Here is a 21,955-nt window from a genome sequence, read left to right as displayed (position 1 = left end):
TCAAAATGAAAATAGATTAACGAATCGTTTACAACTTTCGGGTGGAATGATTGTTGTATTGTCGCTTTGTTAACACTCCTTACCATTAAGGAGAAAAACGAGGAGCCTGATAGGCTTCAGATCAAAATAATATTATCTTATGAACGCTCCAACTTTAGTAAAGTCTTTAAAGGAAATGTTGCTGAAAGCGAATGCACACGTGACATTTGCCGATGCAGTGAAATCGGTCCCCGCCAAATTGAGGGGAGTAGTCCCCGGGGAAATGCCGTATAGTATCTGGCAGCTGGTAGAGCATATCCGCATTACCCAATTCGATATCCTTGATTTTTCCCGTAACCCGGATTATAAGGAAATAGAGTGGCCAAAAGCTTATTGGCCGAAAGAAACCGCGCCCGCAGATGATGCTGCCTGGAAACACAGTGTGGCCCAGGTGGATGAAGACCTGCATACTTTTATAGGTTTACTGGAGGCGCCGGGTGCAGACCTGTTTAGCCCGTTTCCATGGGGAAACGGGCAACATTTATTCAGGGAAGCAGTATTGTTATTGGATCATACCAGTTATCACACTGGTGAAATTGTGGCCTTGCGCCGTATGCTGGGCGCCTGGCATTAAATGATGGAGCGGCCTACACGCATTTCCAGAGGCAATCTGTAAACCAATGTTTCCGGTCGAAGAAACGGGCCACCGGCTTAAATCCTGCAAAGGAGGCCAGTTGGTCTGTTTCTTCCAGACTGTATTTCTGGGAGATTTCCATATACAGCGATTCGTTTTCCGCAAAGGAAACGGTGAGATGGTCACCTATATGTACTACTTGTTCTTCCAGGCTGATAAGGTAGCTTTTGCAGGCCCCGGTACCAGGATCGTAAGTAGGGAAATGCGCAAATTTTGTGGTATCAAAATCAGCCTGCAACTCCCGGTTAATCCGATGTAGCAGGTTGAAATTAAAAGCACGGGTAATGCCGCGGCTATCGTTATAAGCATTCAGGATCACCTGCGGATGCTTTTTAAGATCAAATCCTGTGAGCAACAGATCACCTGGCTGAAGATATTGCCTCAGTTGCTGACAGAAGCTTCTGGCAGCGGTGATGCTGAAATTGCCAATATTGGCTCCCATAAACAGCAGCACTTTTTTCCGGCTGGTATGTTGGTTCGCCTGCTGCAGCATATGAAAGTACTCCCCATTTAATCCGTGCAGCTGGAGCCCCGGAAGCTTTTCCGGCAGCGATTTTTCCAGTTGATGAATAACATTGGCAGAGATATCTATTGGAAAGTACGTATAGTCTACGCCGTTATCAAGCAATGTCTGGAGCAAATGTATTGACTTGGTGGCATCACCGGCGCCTAGTTCTATGAGGTCGAAGGTGCCGGCATATTTTTGTAATGCCTGTGCAATCTGATCGGATTGGGTGCTGAGGATTTCCATTTCGCAACCCGTCAGATAATATTCATGGCATTGCATAATTTGCTGAAAAAGTGCATCGCCGGTGGCATCATAAAAATATTTGGGGTCCAGGTATTTCTGCGGAGCGCTGAGGCCCTGCACTACATCATGGTAGAATGTTTCGGTGGCGGGCTTGCGTTTACACGGAAGCGCAGTTGGAATTACAGTCATAAATACTTTTTGATGTTATCTTTCTGCAGACAGTTAACTGTCTCAAAAAAAGTCCTGATTTCTTCAGAGTGGTTGTTCAATCATCTTGCCAATCTGATTCCGGTAAATTGCCATCTGAGAGAAGGATGGAAAAAGTTACGATAGGTAATACGGCTGTGGTTGGGTGAGGTAACCTCAGATCCACCGCGCAGTACCATCTGGCTAATCATAAACTTTCCATTGTATTCACCAATGGCACCCGGGGCTTTGGCAAAACCCGGATAGGGCAGATAGGCGCTTTCCGTCCACTCCCAGCGAAGGCCCCATGCCAACTGAGGTGCTGCTGCCTCCCATTCAAATTCTGTGGGTAATCTGGCTCCCTTCCAGGCAGCATATGCTGCCGCTTCATAGTAGCTCACATGGGCTACCGGGGCATCGGGCATCAGGGGCTGTAGTCCCTGCCAGGTGTAATGCATCCATTGCCCATCTATGTTGTACCAGTACATAGGGGTGATGACCTGGTTCGTTTTTACCCAGTCCCAACCTTCTGCGTGCCAGTACCGGAAATCCTGGTAACCACCTGCCTGGATAAAGTCCAGGTATTCTGTATTGGTTACCAGCGTATCGCTGATGGCATAATCTGCCAGGTATACTTTATGTCTGCCTAATTCATTATCAAAACTGAATCCTTCTCCGGCAAATCCAATATCGTAGATGCCGGCCCTCATATTTAACCAGGAACCGGGTTGATTGTTCACCGGTGGAATATCTTTACGGGCGGGGTCATAAGCCGGAAATAGCGGATTGTGTCCCAGGATGTACTTAATATCGGTATACAGTAGTTCCTGGTGCTGTTCTTCATGATTTAAGCCCAATGTAAAGAGTGCCTGCAGTTCCGGAGTAAGCGTGGCTGTTTCCAGGAAAGCGGCCATGGCTTCGTCCACATGTTTACGATAACGCATAATATCCTCTACCGCCGGGCGGCTGAGGTTACCACGATTGGTGCGTATAACGCGGGCGCCTACTGATTCGTAATAACTGTTGAAGACATAATTATATTGCGGATCAAATACCGTATAGCCTTTTGCGTTAGGTACCAGTATAAATGTTTCGAAGAACCAGGTGGTATGTCCCAGGTGCCATTTAGGGGGACTTACATCCACAATAGGTTGTACTACGTAGTCTTCTGTTTTCAGCGGCGCGCAGATATTTTCTGTTCGCCGGCGCACGGTTTCATATTCTTTTTTCAATAACATAATTACAGGTCGTTACTGTTGATTCACATAATGTGTAAATGCCGAAATGCTGCTGATATGTAATTTTTCGGCTGCTGATCTCCGCATCATTAATGCGTAAGTATTATTAAATCCTATTGGCTTCAGCCATTTTATGCTGTATTGTTTTTCAAATTCGGTACTCACATAATCGTATACTTTTTTTGAGTCGCTGATAATACTGTCTGTTACCTGTTGTGGTGTTTGCAGTATCACCAGTAAGCCGGTACCGGTATATTCCGGGTACATGTCTATCTGATCATTGGTTAAGGCATCGAATACTATTTTGGTGCCGCCCAATCCTGTTTTGGTTACTGCCGACAGGTCGGTATATCCTTCGATCAGCATTTTGTACATATTGGCGAGGATATAGCCGTCACCAAATATTTTGGAACCGATGCGGATACTTCCTTTTGCGCCGGTGCCTGCCGGTTTCCATAATTTTTGTGCGATAAGGAAATCCTTTGCTACTTTCTCCGGATTTTGTTTCAGATAGTCAACACGGTAGTTCAGATCCGTCATAATGCTATCATTAATTGTACCAGACAAAACATTGAGTGCCGGTTCCAGTTCCGGATATTTTTGCAGGGTTTCATTACGCACAATGGGAGCAGCGTAGTAGGGAGGGAAGATATGTTTATCATCTTCCAGTACTACCAGGTCAAATGCCTTTACCCGGCCATCGGTGCTGCTTCCACTGATGACGTCCAGTTTTTTTTCATAGGCTGCCTTGTACATGATCATGTCGCTGATCACCAGGGTACGGATATGTAAACCGTATACCGATTTCAGTCCCAGGTTGCCGTCTTTTCTACCCATAAATTCCGGTGTAAATCCTGCCAGCATTTTACTGTTGTAAGTATCCGGTATGAGGTAGAAAGAAGATAATACCACGAAGATGATGGGAAGTATGTATAATGTTTTACGGGCTTTACGGATATTGATATGTTGTAACAGCGACAGGAGCCAATCGAACAGAATTGCCAGTAAGGCTGCTGGTATGGCGCCGGCCAGCATCATGTTGGTGTTATTCAGGGCAATGCCTCCGAAAATAAATTCTCCCAGTCCTCCGGCGGCGATATAGGCAGCCAGGGTAGCCACGCCTACATTGATCACGGTGGCTGTGCGTATGCCTGCCATGATAACGGGTAAGGCCAGTGGCAACTGCACTTTATAGAGCAGTTGCCTTTTGCTCAGTCCCATGCCGGTAGCCRCTTCTGTAACGCTGGGGTCGACTCCGTTGATACCGGTGAAGGTATTGCGGATAATAGGTAATAAGGCATACAGGAACAAGGCCACAATGGCGGGTTTGGGACCTATGCCCAGCAGGGGGATCATAAATCCCAGCAATGCAATACTGGGAATAGTTTGCATCACGCCGGCGAAGCCCAGTACCAATCCAGACCATTTTTTTCTACGGGTAATCAGGATGCCTGCGGGCACGCCAATGGCAACTGCCAGCAATACTGATATAAAAGTAAGACCGGTATGCGTCAGGGTTTGTTCCAGCAGTTTGCCGGATTGTTGTTGTACGAAATCAAATAGTGTTTCCCGGGATTCCATGCAGTCGTATTATTTTTTATAGGCGGCTATTGCGTCCATTAATCCATTTCCATCTATTATTTTTTGTTCCTGATTGTATACAACGGCTACCGGTTGGGAAGTCATTGCCTCCAGGGCCTCCCAGCAGGTGCTTTCGGCTGTGAGCGTGGTGTCGCCGCCGGATTCATGGCGGGCAGGTATCCATGCCCAGAGGTCTTTTATTTTCAGTGCTTTCAGTTCCAGTTGTAACCGTTGCGGATCCAGGAAGGAGCTGACAAAGTCATTGGCCGGATGAAACAACAGGTCGGCGGGTGCGCCCAATTGTTGAATACGGCCTTCGTTCATCAGGCAAATACGGTTGCCGAGTTCAAAGGCTTCCTCTACATCATGTGTTACCAGGATGATGGTTTTATTATTGATTTCATCGAGATTTTTGAATTCTTTCCGTACGCTGATACGGGTAAGCGGATCGAGGGCGCCGAAGGGTTCATCCATCAGCAGTGCCGGTGCATCCGCTGCCAGTGCGCGGGCCAGGCCTACGCGCTGTTGTTGTCCGCCACTGAGCTGATGCGGATATACTTCCGCATAGTCTGCTGCCGGTAGCCGGAGTTTATCCATTAACGTTATGGTGCGTTCCCGGATACGTGCTTTGTCCCAATTCAGCAGTGACGGTACTATACCAATGTTTTCACTAACGGTATAATGCGGAAACAGTCCGGTGTTTTGTAATACATAGCCGATGTTGCGGCGGAGTATTTCCGGGGAGAGTTGTCTTATTTCTTTTCCATTTACATAGATGTGACCGCTACCGGGTTCCAGCAGCCGGTTGATCATGCGCAGGGTAGTGGTTTTACCACAACCACTGGTGCCCAGTAATACCAGCGTTTCTCCCTCGGGTACTTCGAAGGAAATATCATTTACCGCTTTTTTTTCCGGGCCGAAACTTTTCGAAACATGATCCAGTTTAATCATTTGTTTTATAGGATGATATGGGGAAAAACTTGCTCAATTTGGAGCCTATTTTTCCAGGGTCATAAATAAGTTGTTCAGCGATTCGGCATACAGCGGATGTGCAAATACCATTTCACGTACCTGTGAGGCGGTAATTCCTCCCAGCATAGCCATTTGCAGGAGCGACATAATTTCACCTCCTTCAGGACCGATGATGGCGGCGCCAAGTATGGCATCGGTATGTTCATGTACAAGTGCCTTCATAAAGCCTCTTGTTTGCCCGGTTTCTATTGCTCTCGCTACTTTATCCATACTCAGACAGGCGACCTTGACAGGGATGCCTTGTTTTTTTGCTTCTTTTTCTGTGATGCCAATACGACCCAGTTGCGGATCCGTAAACATGCAATAGGGTACTTGTCTCGATTTGACGGAAAAGGTAGCATTTTCAAACAGATTTTTATAAATAATGAGGTGATCATTATAAGAAATATGTGTGAATGCCGGACCGCCTTTTACATCGCCAATGGCGTACACGCCCGGCTCCGTTGTTTCCAGCTGATCATTTACCTGGATATATCCTTTTTCATCGGTGAGTATGTTGGTGTGCTGGAGCTGTAGTGCAGGCGTTTGCGGTTTGCGGCCGGTAGCTATCAGCAGGTGCGTTCCTGTTAGTGTTTCCCGGTTGGTACCCGTCACAATATCCACCTGGATCGTTTTACCTGTTTTGCTGATGCGTTCTGTCTGTGTACCAGTGTATATCTGCAGGTCTTCTGACTCCAGCATTTTCTTAATCACTGCGGCTACATCCGGATCTTCTTTGGCCACCAATTGCGGGGATGTTTCAATAATTGTAACGGCGCTGCCTAAACGCTTATAGAGTTGTCCCATTTCCAGCGCAATATAACTGCCGCCCAGGATAATCAGTGATTTGGGTATTACTACTTCGTCCAGGATGGTGGTGGAAGTAAAATAAGGTACTTCGTTCAAACCTGGAATGGGCGGGATGTTGGGCGTAGTGCCGGTATTGATAAAGATGTGATCTGCGGTGAGGATATTTTCTTCTCCTTTATGTCCGGTTACTTTGATGGTTTTATTGCCGGTAAAAGTTGCGCTGCCCATAAAAAGGGTGACGCCATCTGTTTGCAGGCCTTTTGCTGTTCCTTCGCGGAACTGCTCTACGATATTATTTTTCCTCGCAACAATAAAGGGCAGATCTACGGTTAAGCCGTGGCTATGAATGCCCCATAATTTGCTGTGGAAAACGGTATGCGCCACTTTCGCACAGGCAATCATAGCTTTGGTAGGGGTGCAGCCATCGTTGATACAGGTACCACCGAGGTAGCGTTGTTCTATCATTGCTGTTTTCCATCCTTTTTCTGCCATTTTTTTAGCCAGCGGGTTTCCGCCCTGACCAGATCCAATTACGATTGCATCAAATTTTTGCATAAGGAAAGCTTTAAGGAGCGGGGCCAAAGATTATACCAAGGAAATGTAGGGAAAATTTGTGAATTGTGGGTGACTGACCCAAAGATCGGCCTTTTCCCGCACAGAAAGGGCCGACCTTTTGGGTCAGTCCTTTTCTGCTGGCGATAGGGTAGCCCGTACCACCTGGAGTATAAACTTATTTATGCTTTTGGGCATGATGCAATGTTACTGTTTTAAAAAGACTTTGATCTTTTCTGCTATTTCCACGGCGTACTCTTCTAATGCAAAGTGTCCTGTGGGATAAAAATACATTTCTGTTGCAGGAATATCTTTTTTAAATGCGAGCGCTCCAGCCTTAAGGAATACAGGATCATTCTCTCCCCATACAATCAGCACGCGGGGGGCAAGCTTACGCAAGGTTTCCTGCCACCTGGGATATTCGGCAATATTGAAGCGATAATCGTATTTCAGTTTGTACTGTATTTCTTTGTTGCCTGGCCTGTCCATCAGGAACTGATCGAGCAGGTAACTTTCCGGTGCTACTTTCGTGCTGTCGCCCACACCATGCAGGTATTCAAACCTGGTGTATTCCAGTTCAAACGCCTTATACACCTGGGCACGGGAATCTGCGGTGTTTTCATCTATATTTTTCTTGTACATTTTGAGTATGTCACTCAGGCCTTCTGCATAAATGTTGCCGTTCTGCACTACCAGATGTTCCAGGATACCGGGATTGCGCTGGATTATCCGCATGCCTACCGGTGCTCCATAATCAAACAAATACATACTGCACTTGGTCACGCCTTTCTGCACAAGAAATTTTTCTATGTAAAGTGAATAGTTTTCAAAAGTATAGTCGAATTCGGAGATGGATGGCATATCACTGAATCCGAAACCGGGGTAGTCCGGCGCCAGTATATGGAAGTCATCTTTCAGCAGGGGAATGAGCGTCCTGAAATTGTGAGAAGACGAAGGGAATCCATGTAGCAGCAGGAGTGTAGGCCTGGTAGGATCGCCAGCCTCCCGGTAAAAGATGGTAACGCCGTCGACCTTCATGGTCCTGTGGTACACAGGGTATTCTTTTTTTGCAGCAGCAGTTGATGCGATTATCATAAATATCCAGATTAGTGTGATTTTAAAAGACAGTCGGGGTTTCATGTGGTGATGATTTTAATATTGGTAACTATCAGGTATGTAAAAAAGATGGTAGCCCGGAGTGGCTGTAAAAGCACGCTCCGGTGATGCTATATAACTATCAGGCAGTGGCCGGAGATTTTCGGATAACTTTTCTGTTAAGAAATTCCCTGATAGTAGCGGCAATTTCCTCACCATGGGTTTCCAAGGCAAAATGGCCTGTATCGTACAGATGGTATTGGAGGTGCTTTACATCTTTTTTATAAGCTTCGGCGCCGGCTACCGGGAAAATATAATCGTTCTTACCATAAACGATCAGCATTTCGGGATGGTGGGTACGAAAGTATTCCTGCCATTGAGGGTATAAGGCTACATTACTCTGATAATCGTGGAATAGCTGAAGTTGTATCCTGTCGTTGCCCGGGCGTAGCAAATGCCGGAGGTCGTGCTCCCAGTTGTCCGGGCTGACTAATGCGGTATCGGATACGCCATGGGTGTATTGCCATTGTAGTCCTTCCATACTATGAAAGCCTTCCAGCGTGCGTTCTGCAACTTTGTTGTTCTTGTCTTTCCAGTAATCCTTAATAGGATCCCAAAACTGCTCCAGTCCTTCATCGTAGGCGCAGCCGTTCTGTACAATCAGGGATTCGATCTTTTCAGGATGAGTGGTGGCGATGCGGAATCCCACCGGTGCACCGTAGTCCATCAGGTAAAGGCTGTACCGGTCCAGTTTTAGCTGATCCAGCAATCCTTGTACAATGCCGGCAAAACTGCTGAATGAGTAGTTGAAGTCGGCCATATGAGGCTGGGCGCTCCTGCCGAATCCCGGGTAGTCGGGAGCAATCAGGTAATAATCATTTGCGAGGTGCTGCATCAGGTTTCGGTACATATGCGATGAACTGGGATAGCCATGTAATAATACCAGGACAGGATTGCCTTTTTGACCGGCTTCCCGGTAGAAGATGTCGATTCCATTTACTGATGCGGTGTTGTGTTTTACAATGCTCATTTTATTTAATTTAATGATGATAATATTATTTACCGGACGTTCGGTAATATGTACAGGGAAATTTTTTTACTCGCTGGTAAAAAGCAGTTTCACATCGGAAAGCGCCTTATGAAAATGAGTGGGATCTCCCAATCCCTTGGCAAGCACTAAACTCCCTTGCACGAGCATCAGTGATTGTTTGGCCCTGGTTTTGGCCTGGGCCGTGGAAAAGCCCTGCTCGATGCCAAATGCGGTAAAGGCATCGATCCACAATTGCATTGCTTTGCTGATCTCATCGCCTAGTACTACCAAACCCGAATCGAGCGACAGTGCGTTCAGGATACAACTTTTTTCACCGTTCTGATACAGTTGCCTGATGTGCTGTATGGCCCGCTGCAATCTGGTGGCAGGGGCTACGCCTTTCTCTGTTAGTACCAGGTATAGATGATCCTTTATCCAGGCATGTACAAACTGGAGGACCATAATGGCTATTTCATTTTTACCGCCCGGAAACCGGTGGTAAAGACTCGCCTTTTGCAAGCCTGTAGCCTTGGCCATGTCATTGAGGCTGGCGCCTTCAAAGCCCTTGGATTGCAATATTGACATCAGTCCTTCAATCAGCTGGATATCATCTATTTTTTGCGGTCTCATGGTGTAAAGGTAAGAGAAAGTTTTTAATTACCAAACGTTCGGTAAAATTATTTTCTGGCATCAGCTATACTTATTCCACTTACTCGGGTCCCGGAGAAAGTCGCCTATCTGCAACAAAGCTTTTTCCATATTCCGGGTTACGGGTCAACCCCTACTCATTCGGCAATAATGCTTATCTTTGCGCCTTCTGCGAAAAAATATTGATTTTGGTAAAGATTGACAACATAACGCTACCCGATTTTCCTTTGCTGCTGGCACCTATGGAGGATGTAAGTGATCCTCCGTTCAGGGCGGTGTGCAAGGATGCCGGGGCTGATCTGATGTATACGGAATTTATTTCCAGTGAAGGGTTGATACGCGATGCTATCAAATGCAGGAGGAAACTGGATATTTTCGAATATGAGCGTCCTGTGGGCATACAGATCTTTGGTGGCGATGAAGACAGTCTCGCTATGGCGGCTAAAATAGTAGACGTCACCAATCCGGACCTGCTGGATATTAATTTCGGCTGCCCGGTGAAGAAGGTAGCGGGAAAAGGCGCGGGTGCCGGCGTGCTGAAAGACCTGGACCTGATGGTGCGGTTGACAGCGGCCTGTGTGAAGGCGACCAAATTGCCTGTGACCGTGAAAACGAGGCTGGGCTGGGATGAAGACTCTAAAAATATAGAAGAAGTAGCAGAACGTTTGCAGGATGTAGGTATTAAAGCCCTGGCCATCCATGGACGTACCCGCTGCCAGATGTATAAAGGGCAGGCCGACTGGGACCTGATCGGAAAAGTAAAGAACAACCCACGTATACATATTCCCATTTTTGGTAATGGAGATATCAATAGTCCGCAGAAAGCATTGGAATACAAGAACCGATATGGGGTGGATGGTATTATGATTGGCCGGGCGGTGATTGGCTACCCGTGGCTGTTTCGTGAAATCAAGCACTATGTTAGGACGGGCGAAATTATGGCTGGTCCTACATTGGAAGAGCGTATCGCCGTGAGTAAGAAACATTTGCGTTTATCCGTAGAATGGAAAGGGCCGGTACAGGGGATCAATGAAATGCGCGGTTGTTATGCCAATTACCTGAAGGGGTTACCGGATATCAAGCAATTCCGCGGCCGCCTGGTGACCATGAAAACGGTGGAAGAAGTAGAAGCGGTGCTGGATGAAATTGAAGCTTATTATAAAGGCATTGAACTGGCGAATGCGCCTATAGAACTTATTGACTATCATCAGAATTGTCCCTTATAACAAGGGGTATGTATCAATAGCAGGTTTCCCGATAACTGCCTTATAGAAAGAATATTTTATGATATAATAAAACTTATTATGCGTTTGTTTTGTTATATCATAAAATTCACCTGATGTTCAAATACTCCCTTATCGCCGTTGTAGTAGTCTGCAGCATAACAGGATTATTTTCCTGTCAATCATCTCCCAAAGAAAAACTGATCCCGGCTGGCCCGGCTGTATCACGTGACACCGCTGCCACCAGTGATTTTGGATTTAAAGATCAACAGCAAATAGAAAGCGTCATACTTGGTTTCTGCGAGCATTTTGATAATGGCGACCTGGCTAAATGTGTGGAATTTATGGACGACAGTATCCGTGGAGAGGTAGACGGGGTGAAGTTAAAGGGGAAGCAGAACTGGACCGCCAAAATTGAGACTTTAGTCATGAGCACGAAGGATTCACATTTTCAACCCAGACATATGATTACCAATATGCAGTTTTTCCCTGGTGTGAGTGACACCGTGAAAGTTAGCATGTATGCTTCCTGTTTATGGACAGATCTGACCACCGGACAGATACAGCTGATGTCTGTGGGATATTACAAGGGAAAGGTGGTACATAAGGATGGGAAATGGCTTATTGCCGTATTGAATTCTCTGCCGGACAGCCGGTTGGTAAAACAGTTTTACCAGGATGTACGGGAGGATCATGTTTTATCCAATTAGCGCATGGTTTTTTCGCAATAACAAAAAAGGTGAAGGGGTTTATTCCTTCACCTTTTTCTTTTTATTTCACCAGTATACCGCTGCTGATATTTTCAGGAACGGTCTGATAGCCATTAAACGTCAGCGTGGCTGATGCCCTGCCGGAGGAGAGTGTACGCAGTACCGTTATATAGCCGAATAATTCGGACAAAGGTACCATTGCGGTAATGGTTTGTACCTGTGTATCCATGGCGATGTGTTTGATCACACCACGGCGTCTGTTCAGGTCACCTGTTAACGCGCCGGTATATTCTTCCGGCATGGTTACGTCTACTTTCATCCAGGGTTCCAGCAGGCGGGGGCCAGCCTTGGCCGCTACCTTTTTGAAACCAATGACCGCCACATGTTCAAAATCCATGGCGTGTGAATCGGTATCGTGAATTTTTCCATCGAGTAATTTTACGCGCATGGACTTCACCGGATATCCCGCCAGGGCGCCATTGTGCATAGCCGATTCAAAGCCTTTGCTGATAGCAGGGATGAATTCTTTTGGAATAGCACCGCCTTTGATTTCGTTGATGAATTCCAGTCCGGGTACATCATCTTCTTTCGGAGATAATTCAAATTCTATTTCCGCAAAACTACCGGAGCCACCATTTTGTTTTTTATATACTTCGCGGTGGGTAACGGCTTTCGTAAATATTTCCTTGTACGCAATCTGCGGTTGTCCTTTGTTGACCTCCAGGTGATATTGTGATGCCAGCTTTTCCAGCACTACTTCCAGGTGGAGTTCTCCCATTCCTTTCAGAATCGTTTGCCCGGTGGCGTTATCTACCGCTACACTGAGGGTAGGATCTTCATCGAGCAATCTGGCCAGCGCTTCACCGAGTTTATCATTTTCTTTGGCCGATTTAGCTTCAATCGCATATCCTATCATGGGTTCCGGGAAGCTGATTTTTTCCAGCAGTACCGGGTGATCGGGATGAGAAAGGGTATCGCCGGTTTTCACATCTTTTAATCCTACCACCGCACCAATGTCGCCGGCACCAATTTCTTCCACGGTTTCATATTTATCGGACATGATACGCATCAAACGGCTGATCCTGACTTTACGGCCGGTGCGGCTGTTCCAGAGCGTATCTCCACTGCGTAAGACGCCTGCATACACACGTACTAACGTTAACTTCCCTACGTAATCATCTGTGATGATTTTAAATGCAAGGGCCGCCAATGGGGATGTTTCGCTCACGGGTATCATCACGGGTTCATCTGTATCCGGGTCAGCAGCTTTTACCATGCCTACGTCTGAAGGCGCAGGCAAATAGGTGGCTACTGCATCCAGGAGGGGCTGTATGCCTTTGTTTTTATAGGCGGCACCTGCCAGTACGGGAACTGCTTCCATACGGATGGTAGCGCCGCGTAAGGCGGTATATATATCTGCTGCCGTAATGCTTTCAGGATGGGTGGTGTATTTATTCAATAACGACTCATCCAGCAGCGATAATTCTTCCAGCAGATAGTTCCTTGCTTCCTGTGCTGCTTCCAGCAATTCAGCAGGAATATTCAGGGTGTCATACGTTTTGCCATCGGGCGTATTCCATACGAGTGCTTTCATGGTTACCAGGTCAATCACGCCGGTGAAATCATCTTCTGCACCGATGGGTATTTGTACTGGCAATACGTTGGCGTTCAGGCGTTCCCGTATTTCATTCACTACTCTGCGGAAATCCGCGCCCTGCCGGTCCATTTTATTAATGAACGCAATGCGGGGAATGTTATAATGATTGGCCTGATGCCATACAGTTTCTGACTGAGGTTGTACACCGGAGCGGGCACAAAATACCGCAATGGCGCTGTCGAGTACCCGCAGCGAACGTTCTACTTCAGCGGTGAAGTCTACGTGGCCGGGTGTATCAATAATATTGATCTGCCAGGTGTTATCCCCGTGCTTCCAATAGGTAGTAATCGCTGCAGATGAAATAGTGATACCTCTTTTTTCTTCCTGGGGATCACTGTCCATAACAGTGTTGCCTTCGTCTACGTTACCCAGTTTATGTGTAAAGCCGGTGAAGTAAAGCATGCGTTCCGTGAGCGTTGTTTTACCTGCATCTACGTGAGCCATGATACCTATATTTCTAAAATCCGCTAAGCGTTTCATATAATTTCTATTTAAAAAAGGAATAAAAAAAGCCTCTCATCTGGTAATGAGAGGCCTTTGCAAACATGCAACAGGATGCCCTGCATTACCGGCCCGGCCGTGTAACTGACAATGTTTTAATAATAAATTTCCTGTTGCAGTTCATCATTATAAATTTTCGTGTCTGGAAAAATGTGGGGTGGTGGGGGAAGCAAATAAAAAAGGCCTCTTCGGATGAAGAGGCCTCTTGAAAAGATTTCAGGAGTTATATATTAACCTCTCATATCCGGGATGGATCTGCCTCCCCGTCTTGAATTAAGACAATGCAAGTACTTGCAATTACCGCTCTGATAACGGTAGCTGTGTGCCTGGTTGCCTGATATGTGAGAATACGTTTCATGTGTTTTTAATTGCTCCGCAAAGATACTTTAATTATATGAAAAAAACTAATTCGTTGACATTCGTGCGTTGATGGTCTGACAGCAGGCGCAGGTCCTTTTTCCCATCTTTATACAAATTTATCTTTAATATTTACCAGGGCTGCCGGTAGGAATGGTCGTAAGTTTGCGTTTTGCAGATCGTTACTACTGGAACCGGAATATGCAGGGGCTGCGCTTGCCTTTACCGGGCTGGTGCTTTGTATGATTTTATATAAGAATGAACAAACCTGCCCCGCTGGCGTTTCAAACAATCAGATAACATTTAAAAAACAATAAAACTTCCATCAGATGAATATTACAGACATTAACGGTACTGTACAACTCGCGAATGGTGTACAGATGCCTTATTTCGGATTAGGTGTTTTCAAAACAAAAGAAGGACAGGAAGTAATAGACTCCGTTACCTACGCACTGGATGCGGGTTACCGCCATATAGATACCGCTGCTATTTACGGTAATGAAGAAGGTGTTGGTATTGCCATTGAGCAAAATGCGACCGACAGAAAAGATATCTTTCTCACTACCAAAGTATGGAATGCAGACCAGGGATACGATGGTACCTTAAAAGCTTTTGATGCTTCCCTGGAGAAACTGAAAACAGATTACCTGGATCTGTACCTGATCCACTGGCCGGTGAAAGGGAAATATAAAGAAACCTGGCGTGCATTAGAAACATTGTATGCCGATGGCAGGGTAAAAGCGATTGGTGTCAGCAACTTCCTGCAACATCACCTGGAGGATTTATTTCAGACCGCCAAGGTGATTCCTATGGTAGATCAGCTGGAGTTTCATCCTTACCTGGTACAGCAGTCATTGCTGGACTTCTGTCAGCAACACCAGGTACAATACGAAGCCTGGAGCCCGTTGATGCAGGGTAAAGCCTTTGACGTGCCTTTGTTGAAAGAACTGGCTGCCAAATACAAGGTATCTGTGGCGCAACTGGTATTAAGATGGGATCTGCAGAAAGGGGTGGTGACCATTCCTAAAAGCATCCGCAATGAGCGGGTTATTTCCAATGCAGCCATTTTTAACTTTAATATCAGCGAAGAAGATGTGCAGAAAATAGCTGCACTGGATCGCGGAGAAAGAGTAGGACCAGATCCGGATAAATTCGATTTTTAAATAAGTGTTATCTGCTTCGCCAGGTCAACAGGCGAAGCAGATATATTACAGTACTGCAAATAAGCGGTCTATATCTTCCTTATTATTATAAAAATTAAGTGCTACTGTCAGCCTGTTATTTTTATATCTCGCCTTAATGTTATTTTGTACTACTTTCAGGTTTTGTTCCTCCGTAATTTCCAACAGTTGAATAGCAGAGCGGTTGGCCGGTGCGTAATCCGACAGCAACCTGATACCATGTGCTTTTGCTTGTTGCCTCAGGTAATCAATTAACTCCTGAATATAGGCGGCTATATCGGGGATGCCTATACGTTGCAGATATTCCAGCGTATGGCCCAGCAGCAGTATATTGAGGAAAGGAAGTGTACCGGTTTCAAAAGCCAAAGCATTTTTTTTCGGTGTAAAAATGCTATAGTCTTTCACCAGATCAAAATCAGGCTTTTCATAATCTACATTGTACCAGCTCATCACGGTAGGGGGGTATTTATCCAGGAGTTGCTGTGATGCATACATAGCGCCGCTGCCATATCCTGAGGTTACCCATTTGTAGCCGTGAAAGATGAGGATATCTATATTACATTCCTGCACATCAATATCAATTACGCCAAAGGACTGTGTAGCATCTACAATGTGGATGATGCCATGTTGTTTGCATAACTCGCCAATTTCTTTCAGTTGCTGACGGAAGCCTGTCCTGAACATTACATGGCTGGTGATCAGTATTTTGGTGGCGGGAGTAATTTGCGCGGCAATGGCCTCCAGGGAGATGTGCTGATTGGCATCGCTCTCTACAAAACGGAGGGTATATCCGCTGTGGATCCAGCCTACAATGCCGGTGGGAAATTCATCCCGCATGGTGATGATTTCATAGTTTTTGGGAAACATGTCATAGAGTAAGGTCATGGCATGTGCGGTGTTGGTAATGAACGCAATTTCTGTTGCCTGTGCGTTGATCATCTGAGCCACCTGCTGTCGTACTTCATTTGCCCGTTGATCCCATCCTGGCATCACCATCCGGCCATTTTCGCTGAGTTCCGTGAGCAGGGTATGGGCATGTTGTACAAATGGGGTACTTACGGGGCCACCGCCATTGGTAAACAGATAAACGCTTTTATTGGTCACCGGGTAATCGGCTCTTATTGTTTCCCATTTATTCATATGCTGGTAGTTATACTATTTTATTATTTCCTGCACGATATTAAACAAATTAAATCAGTGAGCGGTGGCTGCGGAATGATTATCTCTTTTATGTGATAACTTGCGGAGGTGGCAGGATATATTTTACATAAAAATTCAGGTTTTAGCATGTGGAGAAAACAGTATTTCATTCTTTATTCAATTGTATTTTTATTCGTTTTTAAGGCGGGTGCGCAACAGCAGGCAGTTTTCAGGAATGCTGCTGCCCCGATGAATGAGCGGGTAAATGATTTGTTGCATACGCTTACCCTGCAGGAAAAGATCTCCCTGCTGGGGTACAACAGTCCGGCGATAGCGCGGTTGCAGCTGCCGGCCTATAACTGGTGGAATGAAGCGCTGCACGGTATTGCCAGAGGCGGGGAAGCCACCGTGTATCCACAGGCGATTGGTTTATCTGCCACCTTTAATGCGCCACTGGCGCGGGAGGTAGCCAATACTATTTCCACGGAAGCGCGTGCCAAGTACAACCTGGCAGTGCAGCAGCACCGGCATGTACAGTACATGGGGCTTAACTTCTGGACTCCTAACATCAACATTTTCCGGGATCCCCGCTGGGGCCGCGGACAGGAAACCTATGGAGAAGATCCTTACCTGACGGCCACAATGGCCGGAGCCTTTGTACAGGGCCTGCAGGGAGATGTGCCAGGCATGCTGAAAACAGCAGCCTGCGCAAAACACTTCGCGGTACACAGTGGCCCGGAAGCCGATCGTCATAGTTTTAATGCGATTATCGATGAAAAGGATTTAAGAGAAACATATCTCTATGCTTTTAAGAAGCTGGTAGATGGTAAGGTGGAGTCTATCATGTGTGCTTATAACCGGGTAAACAGCCAGCCTTGCTGCACCGGAAATACACTGTTACAGGACATTCTGCGTCACGAGTGGAAATTTGGTGGCCAGGTAGTAACGGATTGCTGGGCACTGGATGATATCTGGTTAAGACATAAAGCTATTCCTACCCGTGAAGAAGTGGCGGCAGCAGCTATTAAAGCTGGAGTAAACCTGGACTGTGCCAATATTCTGCAGGACGATGTGATGAAGGCAATCGATAAAGGATGGCTCACTGCTGCAGACGTAGACAGTGCGCTCAGCGCCAGTTTACGCACCCAGCTGAAACTGGGACTCTACAACGCGCCGGAAGCCAGTCCTTATGGCCGGTTTGGCGTTGATAGCGTCAACAACACCTACCACGCCGGGCTGGCGCGGGAAGCTGCCAGGGAAAGTATGGTACTGCTGAAGAATGATGGTGTGTTGCCATTGAACAGGGATAAATATGCTTCCATGCTGGTAACCGGTTCGAACTCTGCTTCGCTGGAAGCGTTGATGGGCAACTATCACGGCGTATCCGGCGACATGGTTACTTTTGCTGCTGGTTTGGCTAAAGCTGCGGGTCCGGGTATGGCGATGCAATACGACCAGGGATGTGATTTCACGGATACACTGCACTTTGGCGGTATCTGGGCTTCTGAGAACTGCGATGTAACGGTGGCGGTGATTGGCTTAACTCCTTTACTGGAAGGTGAAGATGGCGATGCATTTCTTTCTGCTTCCGGTGGAGATAAAAGTACTTTAAGTCTGCCCCGTTCGCAGATCCTGTTTATGAAGAAGCTGCGGGCAGCACATAAAAAACCGATCATTGCGGTGATTACTGCCGGTAGTGCAGTAGATGTAGCGGCCATTGCGCCTTATGCCGATGCGGTGATCCTGGCCTGGTATCCGGGTGAACAGGGCGGTAATGCTCTCGCGGATATCATCTTCGGAAAATATTCGCCCGCAGGGCGCCTGCCGGTTACTTTTTATAATTCCCTGAATGAGTTACCGGATTATAAAGACTATAGCATGAAAAACCGTACTTACCGTTATTTTAAAGGTAATACGGCATACGCATTTGGTTACGGCCTTAGCTATACGAAATTTGATTACGCCTGGCAAACAGCTCCTGCAAAGGAATACAGAAACAGTGATACCATTCGTGTAGCCGTGTCTGTAAAAAATACCGGCGCATATGATGGTGATGAAGTAGTGCAGGCCTATGTCAGCTATCCTGATGTAGAACGTATGCCGGTAAAGGAATTGAAAGCATTTAAGCGGGCGCTGGTGAAACAGGGCGGAGAGGAAGTTGTGCAACTGGAGATACCGGTAGCGGAGTTACAGAAATGGGATTTATCCAAACATGTCTGGAAACTATATAAAGGCATTTATAAGATTAATATAGGAAAGAGTTCGGCAGACTTTGTGCTCACAAAAGAACTGCGTATAAAATAAATAATATCCCCTTACGCGGCATTATTACTGCGTAAGGGGATATCTGCTATATTCGGATTACTTTTTCTTAGAAGACTTAGCATTTGCATTAAATGCTAATGCCATTTTAATCCAGTAGAGCAGTTGTTTTTTTGTGGTGAGTGCTGACTCGTCAATAAAAATAAATCCTTTCATTTCTTTACCGCCATGTACCATTACTTTCGCATCGGGTGTTGCTTCCAGCACCGCATCGGAGGTGGCGGGATCTATTCTTACCATTATTCTCTCGGGACGCACGCCTACGCACATTTTGTCATTCACCATAAAACAGAGTCCGCCGAACATTTTCTTTTCTTCTACATTGCTGGTAGTTGCAGCGAGCATTTCACGAACACGGTCAGCCAGTTTTTCATTGTGTGCCATGGGTGTTATTTTTTTGGAGATAATAAAGATACGACTTCCCTTTAATAGCTGTAGTGCTTTCCCAGTACTAACGGTTTAAGCGATTGTGCATGGGCTGTAAAGGAGAGCAGGAGCAGGGATAACGCCAGTATCTTCATAAAAAGATCTAAAGGTAAAAGATAGCGGAAGGATTTTCAAATTCTCTGTATAATATTGTAAAGAAATTAGGTGTTATGATAACTGCCGGATCTTTTCACGATTATCTTCAATTGTTGCATCCCGTTACGGCGGCGGACTGGGAGTTGTTATCTGCCAGTCTTAGCACACGTACTGTGAAAGAAGGCACGGTGTTGCTGGCAGAAGGCAAAGTAGCGAAAGAAATATTCTTTATCAGCAAAGGTGTGTTACGCCTGGTGAAGCATTCAGATGAAGGAGAAGATATTACCCTGTTTTTCCTGAAAGAATACCGATGCGCTACTGTACTCGATAGTTTTTCCCAGCAGACGCCCGCCACCTATAGGCTGGAAGCTGCATGTGAGGCAGAGCTGACAGTGATGCACCGGGAGCAACTGTTGCGGTTATACGAAAATATCCCTTATCTGCAATCACTGATCACTACTATTAACCAGCGGGTGCTGATGGAAAAGATAGAGACCCGGAACGAGTACACCGGGCTGGATGCTACGCAGCGTTACCGTCATTTTATGCAACAAGAGCCGGACATTGCGGCGCGCGTACCCTTAAGTACCATTGCTTCTTTCCTGGGTATTACCCAACAATCGCTCAGCAGGATCCGGAAAAACTATACAGCTTAATATCGTTTTTACCATTTGGTAAATGCCATCATGTTGCCGTACACGAATTTTGTATTCATAAAAAACAAAAGGTTATGAATACAAATCTGACAGGAAAAAAGGTGATGGTATTGGGTGGCTCAGCAGGTATTGGTTTGGCTACGGCGCAGGCAGCAGCGGCAGAAGGCGCCCTGGTGGTTATTGTTTCCAGTAACCAGGAACGGGTAAACAAGGCATTGGCTACTTTACCTGATACGGCGCAGGGTTTTGCCTTAGACCTGCGTGATGAGGCGGCTGTACGTGATTTCTTTAATGGTGCCGGTGCTTTTGATCACCTGGTATTTACAGCGGGAGGTCCTTTCCCGTTCGGGCAGGTGGCTGATTTCAGTAGTGCCGACATGCTGGACGCTTTACAGTTACGTTTTCTGGGTGCTATGAATGCCGTGAAATATGCCAGTCCGCATATACTGCCGGGTGGCTCGGTGGTATTGACTACCGGAATAGCCAGTTTAAGGCCACAGAAGGGCTGGGCAGCGGGCGCATGTATCTGTGGTGCCATGGACGGACTCACCCGCGTATTGGCCATGGAATTGGCACCTATACGGGTGAATGCCGTATCTCCGGGTATTGTGAAAACCGACCTGTGGGCGGGGATGGCGGAGGCTGACCGGGAAGCAATGTATGCACAGGCGGCAGCTGCGTTGCCGGTAGGCCGGGTAGGCGAAACGGCAGATATTGCACAAACCTATTTATACCTGATGCGTGAAGGCTTCAGCACCGGGCAGATCATTGTGGTAGACGGCGGCGCCGTGATGGTTTAATGGGCCATCGCAGCAGCTGCAGGCGCAGCAGTAACCGCTGTTTTGATATTCCTGCTGCAAACCACTAAAATCAATAATGCTACAAAAGACGATCCGCACATGGTTACTGCCATTGGAGTAGCTGTGTGCGTATTGTATAAGCTCACTACCGTAGATGCCAGGGACCCAATACCCATTTGGATAGCGCCCATCAGGGACGAAGCACTACCGGCATTTTTAGTAAAAGGTGCCAGTGATAAAGCGGCTGTATTGGGATTGATAAAACCCAGACAGCAAAGGAATGCAAACAGGAGCGCGATGATGCCGGGCAGCGATAACCAGTTATTCCAGGCGCATATCACGAAAATAAGACCAGTAATGGTTTGGCCGACCAATGCCACCGGCACTATTTGCTGGCTGGTGAAACGTTTTAATAATACGCTATTCACCTGGCTGGAGCCAATCAGGCCGATAGACAGGAAGGCGAAGATCCAGCCATAGGCTTTATCGCTTAGTTTATAAATGTCCATGAAAACCTGTGGAGACGCTGATACATAAGCGAACAGGCCCGAAAAGGAGATGGCGCCCGCAAAGCAATACGTATAAAACTGTGGCTCACTTACTACTGCGAGGAAGTTATTGATAATGGGTCTGGGTTTGAGCGACATAGACGTGTCTGGCTTGAAACTTTCCGGCAGCCAGAAAATGGTGGCCAACAGGATCAGCGCACCCATGGCGCCCAGTATGAGGAACACGGCATGCCAGCTAAAGGCACTGGTCACATAACTACCGACTGTAGGGGCTATCATGGGAGAGGTGCCTACTACCAGCATGAGCAGTGCAAATACTTTCGCGTTTTCTTTTACGGGAAACAGGTCACGCACCATGGCTACAGACGCCACAGCAGCAGCACAGCTGCCTATGGCCTGCACAAACCGTAGTATGATCAGGCTGTCCAGGGTAGATGCATAGATACATCCGATAGAGGATATCACATAAAGAATCAATCCTATATAAAGTGGTTTCTTTCTTCCGAAACGGTCCAGCAGTGGGCCATACAATAACTGGCCGGCTGAAATGCCGATGAAGAAACTGGAAAGGGAGAGTGCTACCCGCGTAGGGTCTACACCTAAATCCTTACCTATTGCCGGAAAGCCGGGCAGGTACATGTCAATGGAAAATGGTCCTAATGCAGTAAGTGTACCTAATATAAGTATAAGCGAAATGTATTTCGCTCTGGAGAGTTCGTTGGCCAAGGTAAATATCTCTTTAAAAAATGCACCGCAAAAATAAACAGAAAAAGCGATGCAAGCCCGGTCTGATTGTCTGATC

The 21,955-nt window shown here is 46.6% G+C and carries 19 protein-coding genes; 7 read left to right on the top strand and 12 right to left on the bottom strand.

Features of this window, described 5'->3' with window-relative positions:
* Positions 1-139 precede the first annotated feature (139 nt).
* Positions 140-613, top strand: coding sequence for a DinB family protein (locus AC1DP6_RS33435; protein WP_477058765.1), 474 nt, complete (start codon positions 140-142; stop codon positions 611-613).
* A 13-nt stretch (positions 614-626) separates the two neighbouring features.
* Here the strand turns inward: AC1DP6_RS33435 and AC1DP6_RS33430 are convergent, their stop codons facing one another.
* The 8 genes from AC1DP6_RS33430 to AC1DP6_RS33395 all read right to left on the bottom strand — a co-directional run bounded on the left by AC1DP6_RS33430 (position 627) and on the right by AC1DP6_RS33395 (position 9,557).
* Complete coding sequence (locus AC1DP6_RS33430) at positions 627-1,613, bottom strand: L-histidine N(alpha)-methyltransferase (protein WP_477058764.1); 987 nt, start codon at positions 1,611-1,613, stop codon at positions 627-629.
* A gap of 80 nt (positions 1,614-1,693) precedes the next feature.
* Positions 1,694-2,848, bottom strand: a complete 1,155-nt coding sequence (gene egtB / locus AC1DP6_RS33425; protein ID WP_477058763.1) for an ergothioneine biosynthesis protein EgtB — start codon at positions 2,846-2,848, stop codon at positions 1,694-1,696.
* A gap of 12 nt (positions 2,849-2,860) precedes the next feature.
* The gene (locus tag AC1DP6_RS33420) at positions 2,861-4,429 is read right to left on the bottom strand and encodes an ABC transporter permease/substrate-binding protein (protein ID WP_477058762.1); all 1,569 of its coding nucleotides are present in this window, start codon (positions 4,427-4,429) and stop codon (positions 2,861-2,863) included.
* Positions 4,430-4,438: 9 nt separating this feature from the next.
* Positions 4,439-5,380 (bottom strand): ABC transporter ATP-binding protein, encoded by a 942-nt coding sequence (locus tag AC1DP6_RS33415; RefSeq protein ID WP_477058761.1) that lies wholly within the window; start codon positions 5,378-5,380, stop codon positions 4,439-4,441.
* 45 nt (positions 5,381-5,425) lie between these two features.
* Complete coding sequence (locus tag AC1DP6_RS33410) at positions 5,426-6,805, bottom strand: mercuric reductase (RefSeq protein ID WP_477058760.1); 1,380 nt, start codon at positions 6,803-6,805, stop codon at positions 5,426-5,428.
* 204 nt (positions 6,806-7,009) lie between these two features.
* Positions 7,010-7,897 (bottom strand): alpha/beta fold hydrolase, encoded by an 888-nt coding sequence (locus AC1DP6_RS33405; RefSeq protein ID WP_477058759.1) that lies wholly within the window; start codon positions 7,895-7,897, stop codon positions 7,010-7,012.
* A gap of 142 nt (positions 7,898-8,039) precedes the next feature.
* Complete coding sequence (locus AC1DP6_RS33400) at positions 8,040-8,927, bottom strand: alpha/beta fold hydrolase (protein ID WP_477058758.1); 888 nt, start codon at positions 8,925-8,927, stop codon at positions 8,040-8,042.
* A 66-nt stretch (positions 8,928-8,993) separates the two neighbouring features.
* On the bottom strand, positions 8,994-9,557 hold the full coding sequence (locus AC1DP6_RS33395) for a TetR/AcrR family transcriptional regulator (RefSeq protein ID WP_477058757.1): 564 nt from the start codon (positions 9,555-9,557) through the stop codon (positions 8,994-8,996).
* A 206-nt stretch (positions 9,558-9,763) separates the two neighbouring features.
* Here AC1DP6_RS33395 and dusB point away from each other — a divergent pair, with 206 nt between their 5' ends.
* Together dusB and AC1DP6_RS33385 are read left to right on the top strand one after the other, a co-directional pair.
* A complete protein-coding gene (gene dusB / locus AC1DP6_RS33390; protein ID WP_477058756.1) occupies positions 9,764-10,801 on the top strand; it encodes a tRNA dihydrouridine synthase DusB in 1,038 nt (345 codons plus the stop codon).
* Between the two features lie 113 nt (positions 10,802-10,914).
* Positions 10,915-11,508 (top strand): nuclear transport factor 2 family protein, encoded by a 594-nt coding sequence (locus tag AC1DP6_RS33385; RefSeq protein ID WP_477058755.1) that lies wholly within the window; start codon positions 10,915-10,917, stop codon positions 11,506-11,508.
* Positions 11,509-11,569: 61 nt separating this feature from the next.
* Here the strand turns inward: AC1DP6_RS33385 and fusA are convergent, their stop codons facing one another.
* Positions 11,570-13,645: an elongation factor G gene (gene fusA / locus AC1DP6_RS33380; protein WP_477058754.1), complete on the bottom strand. Its 2,076-nt coding sequence runs from the start codon at positions 13,643-13,645 to the stop codon at positions 11,570-11,572.
* A gap of 707 nt (positions 13,646-14,352) precedes the next feature.
* Here fusA and AC1DP6_RS33375 point away from each other — a divergent pair.
* Positions 14,353-15,186 (top strand): aldo/keto reductase, encoded by an 834-nt coding sequence (locus AC1DP6_RS33375; RefSeq protein ID WP_477058753.1) that lies wholly within the window; start codon positions 14,353-14,355, stop codon positions 15,184-15,186.
* 45 nt (positions 15,187-15,231) lie between these two features.
* Here AC1DP6_RS33375 and AC1DP6_RS33370 read toward each other — a convergent pair whose 3' ends face one another.
* Entirely contained in the window at positions 15,232-16,344 is a 1,113-nt protein-coding gene (locus AC1DP6_RS33370) for an aminotransferase class V-fold PLP-dependent enzyme (RefSeq protein WP_477058752.1), read from the bottom strand.
* Between the two features lie 147 nt (positions 16,345-16,491).
* Between AC1DP6_RS33370 and AC1DP6_RS33365 the strand changes: the two genes are divergently transcribed.
* Entirely contained in the window at positions 16,492-18,648 is a 2,157-nt protein-coding gene (locus tag AC1DP6_RS33365) for a glycoside hydrolase family 3 N-terminal domain-containing protein (protein ID WP_477058751.1), read from the top strand.
* 57 nt (positions 18,649-18,705) lie between these two features.
* On the opposite strand, the gene AC1DP6_RS33360 is transcribed toward AC1DP6_RS33365, so the two are convergent.
* Positions 18,706-19,050 carry a TfoX/Sxy family protein gene (locus tag AC1DP6_RS33360; RefSeq protein WP_477058750.1) on the bottom strand — a complete coding sequence of 115 codons (345 nt, stop codon included), beginning with the start codon at positions 19,048-19,050 and terminating at the stop codon, positions 18,706-18,708.
* A gap of 212 nt (positions 19,051-19,262) precedes the next feature.
* Here AC1DP6_RS33360 and AC1DP6_RS33355 point away from each other — a divergent pair, with 212 nt between their 5' ends.
* Positions 19,263-19,844, top strand: a complete 582-nt coding sequence (locus AC1DP6_RS33355; protein WP_477058749.1) for a Crp/Fnr family transcriptional regulator — start codon at positions 19,263-19,265, stop codon at positions 19,842-19,844.
* A 74-nt stretch (positions 19,845-19,918) separates the two neighbouring features.
* On the top strand, positions 19,919-20,644 hold the full coding sequence (locus AC1DP6_RS33350) for an SDR family oxidoreductase (protein WP_477058748.1): 726 nt from the start codon (positions 19,919-19,921) through the stop codon (positions 20,642-20,644).
* Here AC1DP6_RS33350 and AC1DP6_RS33345 read toward each other — a convergent pair.
* Entirely contained in the window at positions 20,641-21,879 is a 1,239-nt protein-coding gene (locus AC1DP6_RS33345; RefSeq protein ID WP_477058747.1) for a multidrug effflux MFS transporter, read from the bottom strand. The two genes, AC1DP6_RS33350 and AC1DP6_RS33345, sit on opposite strands and share 4 nt — an antisense overlap.
* Positions 21,880-21,955: the final 76 nt, after the last annotated feature.

It is taken from the genome of Chitinophaga sp. 01L420, from assembly GCF_056399985.1.
Note: the sequence above shows the minus strand (reverse complement) of the source record. Positions and strands in the feature narration are given on the sequence as shown.